This is a genomic window from Bradyrhizobium sp. LB11.1, from assembly GCF_040549385.1.
GTDB lineage: Bacteria > Pseudomonadota > Alphaproteobacteria > Rhizobiales > Xanthobacteraceae > Bradyrhizobium.
Window position 1 is genome coordinate 163,928 of the sequence record NZ_JBEPTH010000011.1, and the last position, 14,562, is coordinate 178,489.

Genomic DNA, 14,562 nt, shown 5'->3' on the forward strand with positions numbered 1-14,562 from the left:
TCAGTCGATCATCTCGACCTTGGCTGCGGCCTGGTTCGGCTTGTCCTGGTCGCGCCAGAACCACACGGTGACGGTGCCGGAGCGGCCGCGGATCTGCGTGCGCAGGGGGCCCGACAGGACGCCGTCCGGCGCGCCGTGAAAGTCGGCCGCATCGAGCAGCGCGTCGGTCAATGCGAGCCGCGCACCGTTCTGGGCTGCGACCTCCATCAGCCGGCTGGCGAGATTGACGGTGTCGCCGTTTGCCGTGATGTGCTGGTGACTCTCGCCGAGACGCGAGGCGACGATCGGGCCGAAATGCGCCCCGATCTTGAAGCCGAGCCGGCCGCGGATGGCCGATGGCAGGGAGGCCATCCAGCGCTCGACGCCGCGATGCAGGTCGATCGCACATTTCAGCGCACGCGCAGCGTCATCCGGCATCGCGCTCGGCAGGCCGAACAGGATCATGGCGCCGTCACCGAGAAAGCTGGTGATCATGCCGCCGCAATCGATCGCGGCCCTGTCGATCAGCGCGTGAAACGCCTTCAGAATGTCCTGGAGTTCGTCCGGATCGATCCGCTGGCTCAATGCGGTGAAATCGGAGAGATCGATGAAGACGATGGCCGCATCCTGCCGCACCGGCTTCGCCAGAAAATTCGGATCGCGCGCCAGCCATTCCTGCACGGCCGGTGCCTGGAATTGCGCCAGTGAACGGCTCTGGGCGGCGAGATATTGCGTGCGGCGGCCTCCTGCCCACAATTGCACGCCAACGAACACCGCGACCGGCGGCACGGTGGCCGCGAACGTGGTCGCGGCATCGAGCCAGACGCCGTGCGTGAACGCGAACAGATTGAGCCCGGCCCAGGCGACCATCACCGCGGCTGCCACGACGAAGCCGAGCGCGCTGCGCTGCCAGGCGAGCAGGCCCACCAGCAGCATCGGCAGCAGGATCGCGATGAGCGCATCGGCGATGTGAACCTTGCGGTCGCGCACGATGCTGTCGCCGGCGAGGAGATGCGTGATCGCGGTCGAGACCACCTCGACGCCGGGCATCAGGGAATCGAACGGCGTCGGATAGAAGTCGCCGCCGCCGGCCACGGCGGCGCCGATCACGACGATCCGGTTCTCGATCGCCTTGCGGTCGAGCGTGCCGTCGAAAATGCTCTGCGCGCTCACGGTGCGGATGGTGCGGCGCGGGCCGTAATAGGTGATCGGCAGCGCAAAGTCGGTGTCGGTCGGCACTGCGCGATCGCCGAGCATGAGATGATCGGGCGCGATCGTCAGCGGCTTGTCGAGTGCGCGGCTTGCGACCCGCAGCGGAAACGACAGTTCGACCCTGTCGCCTGTCCGGAACAGCATCGGCACCGAGAGCGGCGAGCCGGATTGCCCGGTCGCGACGTTGACGATTCCGACATCGGCGTGTTCGGCGAACGCCGGCAATGGCAGCAGGAAGCGCTCGGCCTGGGGCAGGGCGGCGAGCGGCCCGGCGCTGGCGGGCGCCACGGTCTCGTTCGCGCCCGGGAAGATCGCAGCAGCTGCGAGCACCATGGGACCGGTGGCGAGCGTGTGGGCCAGCGTGGCGTCGCCGATCGCGGCGCTGCGGTCGACCAGCAGCAGGTCAATCGCGACGACCTTCGGCTTGAACTGCACGATGGTGTCGACCACGCGCGCGAGATCGGCGCGCGGCAGCGGATAACTGCCGCCGCGTTTCACCACGGTGTCGTCGATGGCGACGATGGTGACGAGATCGGGCGGAGCTTGCACGCCGCGGGCCTGCGTTCGCCAATCCGTCAGCGTAGCCTCGAGCCGATCGAGAAAGCGCAGATGGCCGTTGGCGTGGCCCGCATAGATGCCCGCGCCCCACAGCGCGGTGAGGACAAGTGCCACCAGAATTTGAACGCGTCTCTTCATTCGGTCGTACTGCAATCTTCTTTTGCTGTCGGGGCCTGACCGGGCAGGCCTTATTGACCGAGTCCTACTGACCAAGCCTTGTTTTGCTGACCAAGCCTTGTCTTACTGACCAAGCCTTGCCATCAGCGCGTCGACCCGCGGCTGGCCCCATGTCTTGACGGTCAGCGGACCGGTCGCTTCCACGTCGACGCCTTCGCCATGTCCCAGCACGACGCCGCGTCCACGCGTCCTGCGGGTCACCCCGACACGTCCGTTCGCGACGAACACAGAGGTCTTGGCCTCGCCGACATCGACGGCCCATTTGGTACCGCGCACCGCGGCGATGGCTTGCGGCGTCAGCACCTTGAACGGATTGCCGCCGGGCTTCTTGGGCACCTCGACCAGCAGCGCTTTGCTGCTCAACTCCACGGAGTCAATATGTCCGTCGCGGTTGGCGTCCTTTAGTTCAAATCTGGCGCCGCTTTCTGCAACGATGGTGATGCCGTTGTCGCAACGCCAGGTCTGCGTGCCGGCGGTGGACGGCGATGTGGTGCAACCGGCATTGGCGGCAGGCTGTGCAGACGCAGATCCAATCAACCACAACGACCACGCCAGGGCGCAAAACCCGGCGCGCCAAAATTCTCTCATGCCAGCCTCCGTTTGCGTGTGCGGCACAGTTCAAGGCAATGTTGATACGGTGCCGTATCACACGCAGAGGCTGCTGAAAAGTGCCGAGGTCGTAGCTATTTTCTCAACACGACCAATTCCAGACCGGCGCAATCAACTTTCAGTCAGGGCGCCGTGCCGCGCGAGCGATCGTCGCGCGATGCGTGATGCGTGTGAGCTGCCGCCGTTCCGCTGACATCTGCAGTCGACTGCACCAGCCTCGCGCAACGCTTCCCCGCTATCTCCGGATATTGGTGATCACGAAAACGACTTGGTTGGTGCGTTTAGAGATGCGGCCGGAGACGTCCGCTGACCGTGCCGAACCGGCCGAGAATTATGGTTAACAGCTTCGTCTAAGTCCGTAGTCCTGCGGGCTTTTTCTCGAAATGGCACAGCGTTAACGACTTGCCCTACATCTGCCCGAACTTAATCCGCATTTAACTAAAAGTCGCCTTAATGACGCTCCGACCCTCTGCGAGATGCTGTTCCCGGATCGTGACCAGCGGCACTTCGAAGGGGGACTGAGTGACACCGTTCTGGACGCAAGGCGAATGAGTACGAGTATCGCTGCGCAAAGTTACGCGGCACGGAAGCCGAAAAGTTTTCATCGGAAGTCTTCCCGGAAGATGACCACCCAAAACGTGCTTGGCGCCGCCGTGATCGGCTGCGTCGTGCTGGCCGGCTGGACCGTCTACAACAACATCTTTGCCGCCAGTGTCTATCCGACCGTCGGCAGCTCCGGCTACGACGAGCCCGTGATCAAGCGCGCGCCCAAGGTCGCGCTGCGCGAGGCGGACGAGGCCATCCGGGAGACGTTTGCGCTGCTGCCCGACCGGCTGCAGGTCGCTGCACCGATCTCGCGCGAAATGTTCAACGAGCGCTTTGCCGCGGCAGCGACGCAAGGCGTCGAGTCCAACGCGGCGAGCGCGGCGCCCGCGATGAAGGTCGCCGAAGCCGCTCCAAAGCCGAGTGTGATCGCGAAGGTCGTGGAAGTGCTGAAGCCGGCCGCGGCCAAGGTCACTGAAAAGATCACTGAGAAGATCGCCGATGTCGCCAAGGCCAAGCGCGGCGCTGATGCGCCGGTGCAGCTCGCTTCGGCCGACCCGGCCCAGATCGTCCCGGCGCCGCAAGCGAAGCCAAAATCCTTTGCCGATCGCGCCAAGGCCGCAGTGATGTCCATCACCGGCCCGCACCAATCGATGGTGGAGAAGCTCTGGGGCAAGCGTGAGCCGTCCGGCGGCTTGCTCGCCTATGCCTCGGCGGATGCCAGCGTGACCTCGGCCATCGCGCCGAGGGAGCAGAACCCGATGTTTGGTGGTTCGGCACCCTACGAGCGCGACACGGCGGTCTATGACATCACCGCCAAGACGGTTTATCTGCCCGACGGTACCAAGCTCGAGGCGCATTCCGGCCTCGGCTCCAATCTCGACGATCCGCACTCCTCGCGGGTCCGCATGCGCGGCGTGACGCCGCCGCACATCTACAATCTGAAGCCGCGCGAAGCGCTGTTCCACGGCGTGCCGGCGCTGCGCCTCACCCCGATAGGCGGAGAGAACGCAATCTATGGCCGCGACGGCCTGCTCGCGCACACCTTCATGCTCGGGCCGAACGGCGACTCCAACGGCTGCGTGTCTTTCAAGGATTATTACGCGTTCCTCGACGCCTATCGCAACAAGGGTATCCGCAAGCTCGCGGTGCTGGCGCGGGTCGAGTGATCCGCGCTCAGAGCGCCACGGCCTTGCGCAGCGCCATCTCGGTCGCGATCGCCTCTCGCACCGTGGGCCGTGCCTGCATGCGCGCGAGATAGGCCGACAATGACGGCCATTGCGCGATGTCGACGCCTGCGGCACGGAGCAGCAGCAAGGCCCAGGTGAGATGGGCATCCGCGACGGTGAAGCGTTGACCAACGAGGAATTCGCGGTCCGCGAGATGCGCTGCCGGCACCGACAAAGTCTGCGCGATCCTCGCGCGCGGCTTGGCAAGCGAGGCATCGTCCTTGTACCAGAAGGTCGGAAACAGGAACGCCTTGTGGATCTCGGCGCCGATGAAGCTCAGCCATTCCTGCAGGCGGTAGCGATCTGCTTCTCCCGGCCGCGGCGCAAGCCCGCGCTCGGGCTTCGCGTCGGCGATGTATTGCAGCACCGCCGCGCTCTCAGTCAGCTGCTCGCCGTTGTCCAACACCAGGACCGGCACGGCGCCCTTCGACGAAATGCCGCGAAAATCGCTGTCATCGTCCGCGACCTTCTTGGTTCCGAGATGTACCTGATGATAGCGCGCATCGAGGCCCGCTTCCATCAGCGCGATGCGGCTCGCAAGTGAGCAGGCCATCGGCGAGAAATAGAGTTGCAGCATCGCGTTGCTCCGTTATCTCAGCGCATCGCCGCGCGCGATGATCGCGAAGCGGTCGGATAGCTCGGCGAGTGCAACCTCGTGGATGGTTCGGGCGTCCAGCGTGCCGCCGCGTCCGTCGGGCAGGTCGCGCGTGGCGCAGGAATCGGCGTCGATCGTCGTGCGGAAGCCGAGGTCGAGCGCGGCGCGCGCCGTGGAGCTGACGCACATATGCGTCATGAAGCCGGCCAGTACGATGTTCTTCCTGTCGGTTGCGGCAAGGCGGGCCTGCAAATCGGTGCCGGCAAACGCATTCGGCAACTCCTTCTCGATCACCAGTTCGCCGGCACGGGGGCTCAGGTCAGTGACGATGGCGCCGCGGTCGGCGCCGCGATCGAACAGGCTGCCGGCCTTGCCGCGATGGGCGATATGGATGATCGCGGCTCCGCTCTCGCGGGCCCTTGCCAGGAGCGTAGCTGCCCGCACGATTGCGGGCCGGGCGTCGGGCAAGGCGAGCGGGCCCGCGAGATATTCGTTCTGGATATCGATCAGCACCAGCGCGGCGTCGCCAAGACGCGGCGGGTTGAGATCGGCACCGGCGAGCTGCAGCAGGGTCTTTGCGGTCGTCATGGTCTGAAAATCTCCGGCGCGGAAGGTTTGACAAACATAGCCCCGGGATAGCCTGCCGATATGCAGGGATATTGCAGCGGGTGGCTGCGATATTGCAGGCAGATCGGAGCCGATGTAGCCTCAAACCATGAATTGGGACGATCTGCGCATCATCGCCGCCGTCAGGGATGAGGGCACCTATGCAGGTGCCAGCGCGCGGCTGCGCGTCGACGAGACGACGGTCGGGCGCAGGCTGTCGCGCATCGAGCGTGCGCTCGGCGTGCGTCTGTTCGAGGCCGCCGACGGCGTCCGCAGGCCGACGCGGCAATGCGAGGCGGTGCTGGCGCATGTCGAGGCGATGGCCGCACATGCCGCCGAGATCGGTCGCGTCGGCGAGAGCATGGCAGGTCCGGTGGGACGCCTGCGCATCGCTTCCACCAACACGGTCGCGGAGGAGGTGCTGTCGCCGCGCGCGAGCGACTTCCTGCGCGCCAATCCCGGCCTGACGCTGCAATTCCTCACCTCGAGCGAGAACGTCAAATTCTCGCGCTGGGAAGCCGACCTCGCCATCCGCCTGCGCAAACCCGACAAGGGTGACTTCGCGATCTCAAAGCTCGGCGAGACCCGCATCTATTATTTTGAGCCTGTTACGACCGAGGGCGAGCCGGTGCTGTGCGCCTATCCGGACGAACTCGGTGCCATTCCCGAGATGCAATTCCTGCGCACGAAGCAAGGACGCGCGCGCTGCGTCACTGACAACGTTCGTGTCATCCGTAACCTGATCCGTGCGCATCAGGCCGCCGGCGTGTTGCCGGAGTATGTCTGCGCGGATCTGCTCGGCGACCGCCGCCTGCGCGCGACGCTGCTGCCGAAACGGCGCGACGTCTGGCTGCTCGTGCAAAACCACCTCAAGCGCGACGCCGCAACGCGGGTAACCATAGAGTGGATTCGCTGCTGCTTCGGGAATCTGGCGCAGAGCTGATCGCCGGCGAGCGGCCGCTTTGAACGCGGCCCGACAACCTGACGACCAAGTCAGGCAAGTCCGGGATTGCGCGTGCCGTCGCTTGCGCTAGTCTCCGTGCACGACCTCATCGGGCAGGACAGGCGATGACCACTCTTGGGGACACCATCCGGCCGCGGGCCAAGTCCAGCGAATGGAAGGCGATTGTCATCCTGATCCTGCTGATCCCGGTCCTGTGGTCGCCTCTGTCATTCCGGGGCGCGCGAAGCGCGAGCCCGGAATCCATTGATCCGCAAGGTCAGGCAGTAATTTGCGGATACAGATCAATCCATTCAGGATTTTTTTCTTCTATAAGCCGGATTTTCCATTCCCTCCGCCACTTCTTCAGTTCTTTCTCGCGGGTGATCGCAGTGATGGGATCGTCGTAGATCTCGTACCAAACCAACCGATCGACAGAGTATCGTTTGGTGAACCCTGCAACGACCTTGCCCTTATGTTCGTAAGCGCGGCGGATGATGCTGTTCGTCACGCCGAGATAGAGCGTGCCGTATTTCTTGCTGGCGAGAAGGTAGACGTAATAGGCCATGAGCAAGTGGTGAAATGGATTCCGGGCTCGGCGCTTTGCGCCGCCCCGAAATGACGAAGCGAGGATGCCATCTCTGCATGTATCTGTAAAAATGTCTCGCGGTGAGGCAGGCAAGTGGGCGGGCCACTGTGTCACTCTCTGTCATTCCGGGGCGCGCGAAGCGCGAGCCCGGAATCCATTGGTCCACACGCTCGGCTCGTACTCATGAGTATGCTCTGGATAGGCCAGGAGCAAACGGTGGAATGGATTCCGGGCTCGCGCCCAAGGGGCGCGCCCCGGAATGACGGGGATAGAGTCAGGCTCCCAAAACAAAAACCCCGGCATCGCTGCCGGGGTTTTGCATTTCGTTGTTTGCCTGACTGGCTGGATCAGAAGTCCATGCCGCCCATGCCGCCGCCCGGGGGCATCGCCGGACCGGCGCCGCCCTTCTTGGGCAGCTCGGCGACCATGGCTTCCGTGGTGATCAGGAGCGCGGCAACCGAAGCTGCGTTCTGGATCGCGGTACGGACCACCTTGGTCGGGTCGATGATGCCCTTGGTGACGAGATTGACGTACTCGCCGGTCTGGGAGTCGAAGCCGTAAGCGTAGGTCTTGTTCTCCAGGATCTTGCCGACGATCACCGAGCCGTCTTCACCGGCGTTGATCGCGATCTGGCGAGCGGGAGCCGAGAGCGCCTTGCGCACGATCTCGACGCCGGTCTTCTGGTCGTCGTTCTTGGTGCGCAGGCCCTTGAGCTGCTCGGAAGCACGAAGCAGGGCGACGCCGCCGCCCGGGACGATGCCTTCCTCGACAGCCGCGCGGGTCGCATGCATCGCGTCATCGACGCGATCCTTGCGCTCCTTCACCTCGACCTCGGTCGCGCCGCCGACGCGGATCACCGCGACGCCGCCAGCGAGCTTGGCGAGACGCTCCTGGAGCTTCTCACGGTCGTAGTCCGAGGTGGTTTCCTCGATCTGCGCCTTGATCTGAGCCACGCGCGCCTCGATGTCGGCCTTCTTGCCGGCGCCGTTGACGATCGTGGTGTTCTCCTTGTCGATCATCACCTTCTTGGCGCGACCGAGCATGGCGAGCGTGACGTTCTCGAGCTTGATGCCGAGATCTTCCGAGATCGCCTGGCCGCCGGTCAGGATCGCGATGTCCTGCAGCATGGCCTTGCGGCGATCGCCGAAGCCCGGAGCCTTGACGGCAGCGACCTTCAGGCCGCCACGGAGGCGGTTCACGACCAGGGTCGCGAGGGCTTCACCTTCGACGTCTTCGGCGACGATGATCAGCGGCTTGCCGGTCTGCACCACGGCCTCGAGCAGCGGGAGCAGCTCGTTCAGCGAGGAGAGCTTCTTCTCGTTGATGAGGATGTAGGCATCGTCCATCTCAACGCGCATCTTGTCGGCGTTGGTGACGAAGTAGGGCGAGATGTAGCCGCGGTCGAACTGCATGCCCTCGACGACGTCCAGCTCGGTCTCGAGCGACTTGGCTTCCTCGACGGTGATGACGCCCTCGTTGCCGACCTTCTTCATGGCGTCGGAGAGGAACTTGCCGATTTCGGCATCGCCGTTGGCGGAGATGGTGCCGACCTGGGCGATCTCGTCGTTCGAGGTGACCTTCTTGGAGTTCTTGACGAGGTCCGCAACCACGGCTTCAACCGCGAGATCGATACCGCGCTTGAGGTCCATCGGGTTCATGCCGGCGGCAACCGACTTGGCGCCTTCGCGCACGATCGCCTGGGCCAGCACGGTGGCGGTGGTGGTGCCGTCGCCGGCCGCGTCAGCGGACTTGGAGGCGACTTCGCGCACCATCTGCGCGCCCATGTTCTCGAACTTGTCCTCGAGCTCGATCTCCTTGGCGACGGTGACGCCGTCCTTGGTGATGCGGGGAGCGCCGAACGACTTGTCGAGCACGACGTTGCGGCCCTTCGGGCCGAGCGTGACCTTCACCGCGTTGGCGAGAATGTCGACGCCGCGCAGCATCTTGTCGCGCGCATCAACCGAGAATTTGACTTCTTTGGCTGCCATGTGGATTTTTTCCTTGAGGGTTTGACTGGAGGGAGAGAGGGGCTGTTAGGCCGCCTTCTTCTTGGAAGCGGGGACGTCGAGAACGCCCATGATGTCGCTTTCCTTCATGATCAGCAGATCGACGTTGTCGATCTTGACCTCGGTGCCGGACCACTTGCCGAACAGCACGCGGTCGCCGACCTTCAGGTCGATCGGGATCAGCTTGCCGGCCTCGTCGCGGCCACCCGGGCCAACGGCGACGACTTCACCCTGGGAGGGCTTTTCCTTGGCAGTGTCGGGGATGATGATGCCGCCGGCGGTCTTCTCTTCTGCGTCGATACGCTTGACCACGACGCGGTCGTGAAGCGGACGGAATTTCATGCAGCTCTCCTAAGCAGTTGCTCAGATTGATGTTTTATGGATGTTAGCAATCAGTGCCCGCGAGTGCTAATGCGGGTGAAGCTCAAATAGGACAGGATTTTTGCGGGAGCAAGGGCTTCTAGCAGAAAAATTGGCGCTCTGAAGGCCTGCCTGCCAGAATCCTTTACCATCCTTAACCAGCGATCGGGGCCGTATTAGCACGGAGCCGTCTCTGCTGCTAACGCATTGAATTTCAACAGCTTGTTAAACTTTTGGGCTTGAGATGGATTGTCAGTTTGCGTCACATTTGTCTCATGTGAGCGCGTCTCCACCGGGTGGCTCTTAGAAGCGTACCGGCAAGCCACCCCCTGAATGCGCTCCTGCAAAGGAGGTTGGCATGGTCTCGCGGGTTGGGGTTGTCTCCGATGACTTCCGGAAACAGGTGCTGGGTTACGGGCTGACGACGGCGGAAATTCTCTACCGGATGCCGGATCATCGCTCGCTGCTCCAGACCTATGTCTGGCAGAACTACGACATGTTTCCGAAATTCCCGGCGCTGACCGATTTTCTGGCGTTCTGGCAGGAGAAGCTCGACGGCCCGTTGCATTCGGTGACGGTCGCGCATTCCAAGCTGATCAAGCCGGCCGAGCTCCGCGCCGTGGACGGCGTGTTCCGATTGAATTGAGATAGAGCACCGGTGCCGTACAAGGGTGGGCAAAGGCGCGCACGCGCCGTGCCCACCATCTCTCCGCGATCGCATCTGGCAATGGTGGGCACGCTTCGCTTTGCCCACCCTACGGCATCTCGTTTCTGTGCTAGCCTCTTGCCATAACAACAGGGAGGTCGCTCATGGCCAAAAAAACAAAATCGCGCAGCGCAACCCAGACCGCGGTGAAGAAGCGGAGCGGCGCCAAGTCCGCCGCGCGTTCCTCTGCACGCAAGGCGGTGAAGGCGAAGGCGCGCACGACGACCGCAAAGTCATCCGTCAAGACACCCGCCCGCCCGAAGCAACGCATCGCCATCAGCCATCACCGCGAGGAAGACTTTAAGGCCGACGGCCTGCGCGCCTACGCCAAGTATCGCGACCTCGGCATCGCCGCTGCAAGCCACGGCCTCGCGCAAGCCCACGTCATCCGCCTGCAAGGTCCCTGCGATCCGGCCGAGGTGTCAAAGCTGCACTTCCACCATGTCGACTTCCAGATGGTCTACGTGCTCAAGGGCTGGGTGAAGACCTACATGGACGGGCAGGGCGAGACCCTGATGCAGGAAGGCAGCGCCTGGACCCAGCCGCCGAAGATCAAGCACATGATCTTGGATTATTCCGACGACGTCGAATTGCTGGAAGTGATCCTGCCGGCAGAGTTCAAGACGGTGGAGTTGAAGGCGTAGGCTTTCTCCTTGTCATTGCGAGGAGCTCTTGCGACGAAGCAATCCAGGGTCTACCCGCGGAACGATTCTGGATTGCTTCGCTGCGCTCGCAATGACGGGGTCTTGTGGCCCGGATGGAGCGAAGCGAAATCCGGGAAAGTCTCTCCGCGGAGATGGTGGACCCGGATTGCGCTGCGCTCCATCCGGGCTACGGACTCGTTGCTAACTCAACACCCCCACGATCGCTCCCATCAGACACGTCGTCAGCGTCCCCGACACGATCGATTTCAGCCCGAGCGCGTTGATCTCGTCGCGCCGGTCCGGTGCCATTACACCGAGCCCGCCGATCATGATGCCGAGGCTGGCGAAATTGGCGAAGCCGCACATCGCGTAGAGCATGATCAGGCGCGAGCGCGGGTCGAGCGTGCCCGGCGGCAGCTTTGAGAAGTCGACATAGGCGATCAATTCGTTGAGCACGGTCTTGGTGCCCATCAGGCTGCCGGCCGTCACCGCCTGATCCCAGGGCAATCCCATCAGCCAGCACACCGGCGCCATCACGAGGCCCAGCAACCTCTGCAGCGAGATCGCGGCGCCGCCGATGCTTGGGAGCAGGCCGAGGATGGCGTTGACGAGATAGACGAGCGCCACCAGCACCAGCAGCATCGCGACGATGTTGATCAGCAGCTCGATCCCCGCGCTCGTGCCCTTCACGATCGCGTCCATCGTGCTGGAGACTTCCATTTCCGGATCTTCCAGCGCGCCGCCGGTGCGCTTGTCGGAGGTTTCAGGGACCATGATCAAGCTGACAAGGATCGCAGCCGGCGCGCCCAGTACCGACGCAATGACGAAATGCGCGGCCGCATCCGGGATGAGGGGCGCCAGCAGCGTTGCATAGAGCACCAGCACCGTGCCGGCGATGCCGGCCATGCCGCCGGTCATGACCAGAAACAATTCGCTGCGGCTCATCTGCGCCAGATATGGCCGCACGAACAGCGGCGCCTCGACCATGCCGAGGAAGATGTTGGCGGCGGTCGAGAGTCCGACCGCACCGCCGACGCCCAGCGTGCGTTCGAGCAGCCAGGCCATGCCGCGCACGATCGGCGGCAGCACGCGCCAATAGAACAACAGCGTGGTCAGCACGCTCATGACAAGCACGATCGGCAGCGCCTGGAACGCCAGGATGAAATCGGCGCCCGGCGCCTTCAGGTCGAAGGGCAGGGGACCGCCGCCAACATAGCCGAACACGAAGGAGGAGCCGGCGCGCGAGGCCGCGGAGATCGCGCCGACTGCGTCGTTGACGGCGCCGAAGGCATGCGCGACGACGGGCACCTTCAACAGCAAGATCGCGGTGACGAAGGTCACGACAAGGCCGATCAGCGCCTGTCGCACCGAGACGGCGCGGCGATTCTCCGCCAGCGCGAAGGCGATCAGCAGCAATGCGAAAACGCCGAGTGTCGATTGCAGCCGCAGCATGATGTCCCCAAACCCCCAATGATTATGGCCGCGCGTGCATTGCAAACGCAATGCCGGGAATGGTGCTGGCAGTCCCGCTGTTGACAAGCACGCCCGCGTCGGCCACGCGGGGCGCGTCGAGATCAGGGGCGGACCGTCCGAGCGTGACCGAAGAGGCAATGCCAGAAGAGCCAGTTTCAGCCCGTCCGCCGGTCACCGCCGGTGAGCTCCTCCGCCACCGCGCCTTCCTGTTCTTCCTGCTCTCGCGCAGCCTGTCACGCTTTTCCAGCCAGATCGCGGCGGTCGCGATCGGCTGGCAGATCTACGACCTCACCGGTTCGGCCTTCGACCTCGGCATGGTCGGGCTTGTTCAATTCGCGCCCACCGCACTGCTCGTCTTCGTCGCCGGCCACGCCGCCGACCGTTTTGAACGCAAGCGCGTAGTCCAGCTCTGTCAGCTCGTGGAAGCGGCCACCGCGCTCTATCTCGCCATCATCACCTATCTCGGCGCGGTCAGCGAGGTGCAGATTTTCGTCGCGACCTTCGTGCTCGGCATTGCCGGTGCGTTCGAGAGCCCGGCCACGGGGGCACTCTTGCCGTTGATCGCGCCGCAGGGCTCGCTCCAGCGCGCAACGGCGGTGGCGAGCGGCGCAGGCCAGGTCGCGACCATCACCGGGCCCGCGCTCGGCGGCTTTGCCTACGCGATCGCGCCGCATCTGGCCTATGCCATCATGCTGCTGTTCTGGATTTTTGGGATGATCCTGACCGGCTTCATCCAGCCACGCCCACAGGCGGTCGCCAAAGAGGGCGCGGACGCGGACAACATCTTTGCCGGCGTCCGCTTCATCCGGCGCAATCCGGCCATCCTCGGCACCATCTCGCTCGATCTGTTTGCCGTGCTGTTCGGCGGCGTCACGGCGCTGCTGCCGATCTACGCCCGCGACATTCTCCAGATCGGCCCGATGGGACTCGGCGTGTTGCGTGCAGCGCCCGCGGTCGGTGCGCTCCTGATGACCATGGTGCTGGCGCGCCACGCCATCACGCGCCATGTGGGCCTGCGCATGTTCCAGGCGGTGATCGTGTTCGGTGTCGCCACGATCGTGTTCGCGCTGTCGTCGTGGATCTGGCTGTCGGTGCTGTCGCTGGCCGTGCTCGGCGCGGCCGACACGATCAGCGTCGTCATCCGCTTCTCGCTGGTGCAGCTCGCCACGCCTGACGAAATGCGCGGCCGCGTCGGTGCGGTGAATTTCCTCTTCATCAACGCCTCGAACCAGCTCGGCCAGTTCGAGAGCGGAGTGGCAGCCGCCCTGTTCGGCGCCGTGCCCGCCGCCGTGCTCGGCGGCGTCTGCACGGTGGCGGTGGCGCTGCTCTGGATGAAGCTGTTCCCCGGCCTGCGGCGGGTGGAGAGTTTGGAGTAAAACCTCCGCTCTCTCCACCCGTCATTGCGAGGAGCGAAGCGACGAAGCAATCCAGAATCCCTCTGCTGGGACAGTCTGGATTGCTTCGCTGCGCTCGCAATGACGATTGTGGAGACAGTGCGGGGTCTTAAGTGACTTCACCCCCGCTGCTACGCGCCCCACGCCGCCTACTGTGCATGGGGTTGTTTTCGCGTTTTTGATTTAGCCCCGTCCCACGAACGGCATCTTGCTGGCCATGACAGTCATGGTCAGCACGTTGGCGTCGAGCGGCAGGCCGGCCATGTAGGCGACGGCATCGCCGACGGCCTTCGCATCCATGCGCGGCTCGTGCTTGGTGGTGCCGTCCGGCTGCAGCACGCCGGGGCCATTGACCATGCGGTCGGTCATCGGGGTTGCGGCATTGCCGATGTCGACCTGGCCGACCGCGATGTCGTACATGCGGCCGTCGAGGTTGGAGGCCTTGGTGAGGCCGGTGATGGCGTGCTTGGTCGAGGTGTAGGCCGCCGAGAACGGCCGCGGCGCATGCGCGGAGATCGAGCCGTTGTTGATGATGCGGCCGCCGCGCGGGCTCTGGTCCTTCATGATGCGGAAGGCGTGCTGGGTGCACAGGAACGGGCCGGTGAGGTTGGTGTTCACCACCGCCTGCCACTGCTCGAGGCCGAGGTCTTCGAAGTTCACGGCGGGCGCGCCCATGCCGGCATTGTTGAACAGTACGTCGAGCCGGCCATAGGTCGCCTTCACCTTGTCGAACAGCGCGGCGATCTGCTCCGGCTTGGTCATGTCGGCGGTGACGCACAGGCTCTTGCCCGCGGGACCGAGCTTCGCGGTCTCCTCGAGCATGTCGAGCCGGCGCCCGACCAGCACCACGGTGAAGCCGGTGTTCATCAGCGCCAGCGACGCGGCGCGCCCGACACCGGTGCCCGCACCCGTCACCACTGCGATCTTCTTTGCTTCACTCAT

Annotated in this window: 14 protein-coding genes; 5 read left to right on the forward strand and 9 right to left on the reverse strand. The window is 64.2% G+C overall.

Features of this window, described 5'->3' with window-relative positions; translation table 11 throughout:
* Together ABIA96_RS26510 and ABIA96_RS26515 are read right to left on the reverse strand one after the other, a co-directional pair.
* Nucleotides 1-1,887 (reverse strand): CHASE2 domain-containing protein, encoded by a 1,887-nt coding sequence (locus ABIA96_RS26510; RefSeq protein ID WP_354139982.1) that lies wholly within the window; start codon nucleotides 1,885-1,887, stop codon nucleotides 1-3.
* Nucleotides 1,888-1,989: 102 nt separating this feature from the next.
* Nucleotides 1,990-2,514 carry a FecR domain-containing protein gene (locus ABIA96_RS26515; protein ID WP_354139983.1) on the reverse strand — a complete coding sequence of 175 codons (525 nt, stop codon included), beginning with the start codon at nucleotides 2,512-2,514 and terminating at the stop codon, nucleotides 1,990-1,992.
* 644 nt (nucleotides 2,515-3,158) lie between these two features.
* Here ABIA96_RS26515 and ABIA96_RS26520 point away from each other — a divergent pair.
* Nucleotides 3,159-4,247 (forward strand): tlde1 domain-containing protein, encoded by a 1,089-nt coding sequence (locus ABIA96_RS26520; protein ID WP_354139984.1) that lies wholly within the window; start codon nucleotides 3,159-3,161, stop codon nucleotides 4,245-4,247.
* Nucleotides 4,248-4,254: 7 nt separating this feature from the next.
* Here ABIA96_RS26520 and ABIA96_RS26525 read toward each other — a convergent pair whose 3' ends face one another.
* Entirely contained in the window at nucleotides 4,255-4,884 is a 630-nt protein-coding gene (locus ABIA96_RS26525; protein WP_354139985.1) for a glutathione binding-like protein, read from the reverse strand.
* Nucleotides 4,885-4,896: 12 nt separating this feature from the next.
* The gene (locus ABIA96_RS26530; RefSeq protein ID WP_354139986.1) at nucleotides 4,897-5,490 is read right to left on the reverse strand and encodes a cysteine hydrolase family protein; all 594 of its coding nucleotides are present in this window, start codon (nucleotides 5,488-5,490) and stop codon (nucleotides 4,897-4,899) included.
* A gap of 127 nt (nucleotides 5,491-5,617) precedes the next feature.
* On the opposite strand from ABIA96_RS26530, the gene ABIA96_RS26535 reads away from it, so the two are divergent.
* Nucleotides 5,618-6,451 carry a LysR family transcriptional regulator gene (locus ABIA96_RS26535; RefSeq protein ID WP_354139987.1) on the forward strand — a complete coding sequence of 278 codons (834 nt, stop codon included), beginning with the start codon at nucleotides 5,618-5,620 and terminating at the stop codon, nucleotides 6,449-6,451.
* Nucleotides 6,452-6,728: 277 nt separating this feature from the next.
* Here the strand turns inward: ABIA96_RS26535 and ABIA96_RS26540 are convergent, their stop codons facing one another.
* The 3 genes from ABIA96_RS26540 to ABIA96_RS26550 all read right to left on the reverse strand — a co-directional run bounded on the left by ABIA96_RS26540 (nucleotide 6,729) and on the right by ABIA96_RS26550 (nucleotide 9,385).
* A complete protein-coding gene (locus ABIA96_RS26540) occupies nucleotides 6,729-7,016 on the reverse strand; it encodes a GIY-YIG nuclease family protein (protein WP_354139988.1) in 288 nt (95 codons plus the stop codon).
* Nucleotides 7,017-7,384: 368 nt separating this feature from the next.
* On the reverse strand, nucleotides 7,385-9,025 hold the full coding sequence (gene groL, locus ABIA96_RS26545) for a chaperonin GroEL (protein WP_354139989.1): 1,641 nt from the start codon (nucleotides 9,023-9,025) through the stop codon (nucleotides 7,385-7,387).
* A 45-nt stretch (nucleotides 9,026-9,070) separates the two neighbouring features.
* Nucleotides 9,071-9,385, reverse strand: a complete 315-nt coding sequence (locus tag ABIA96_RS26550; RefSeq protein ID WP_008139213.1) for a co-chaperone GroES — start codon at nucleotides 9,383-9,385, stop codon at nucleotides 9,071-9,073.
* A 376-nt stretch (nucleotides 9,386-9,761) separates the two neighbouring features.
* Between ABIA96_RS26550 and ABIA96_RS26555 the strand changes: the two genes are divergently transcribed.
* Both ABIA96_RS26555 and ABIA96_RS26560 read left to right on the forward strand, forming a co-directional pair.
* Nucleotides 9,762-10,049 carry an usg protein gene (locus ABIA96_RS26555; RefSeq protein WP_354139990.1) on the forward strand — a complete coding sequence of 96 codons (288 nt, stop codon included), beginning with the start codon at nucleotides 9,762-9,764 and terminating at the stop codon, nucleotides 10,047-10,049.
* 164 nt (nucleotides 10,050-10,213) lie between these two features.
* Nucleotides 10,214-10,753 carry a cupin domain-containing protein gene (locus ABIA96_RS26560; RefSeq protein ID WP_354139991.1) on the forward strand — a complete coding sequence of 180 codons (540 nt, stop codon included), beginning with the start codon at nucleotides 10,214-10,216 and terminating at the stop codon, nucleotides 10,751-10,753.
* Nucleotides 10,754-10,954: 201 nt separating this feature from the next.
* Here ABIA96_RS26560 and ABIA96_RS26565 read toward each other — a convergent pair whose 3' ends face one another.
* On the reverse strand, nucleotides 10,955-12,205 hold the full coding sequence (locus ABIA96_RS26565; RefSeq protein WP_354139992.1) for a NupC/NupG family nucleoside CNT transporter: 1,251 nt from the start codon (nucleotides 12,203-12,205) through the stop codon (nucleotides 10,955-10,957).
* 158 nt (nucleotides 12,206-12,363) lie between these two features.
* Here ABIA96_RS26565 and ABIA96_RS26570 point away from each other — a divergent pair, with 158 nt between their 5' ends.
* Nucleotides 12,364-13,602 carry an MFS transporter gene (locus tag ABIA96_RS26570; protein WP_354139993.1) on the forward strand — a complete coding sequence of 413 codons (1,239 nt, stop codon included), beginning with the start codon at nucleotides 12,364-12,366 and terminating at the stop codon, nucleotides 13,600-13,602.
* A gap of 201 nt (nucleotides 13,603-13,803) precedes the next feature.
* On the opposite strand, the gene ABIA96_RS26575 is transcribed toward ABIA96_RS26570, so the two are convergent.
* Nucleotides 13,804-14,562, reverse strand: coding sequence for an SDR family oxidoreductase (locus ABIA96_RS26575; protein ID WP_148773161.1), 759 nt, complete (start codon nucleotides 14,560-14,562; stop codon nucleotides 13,804-13,806).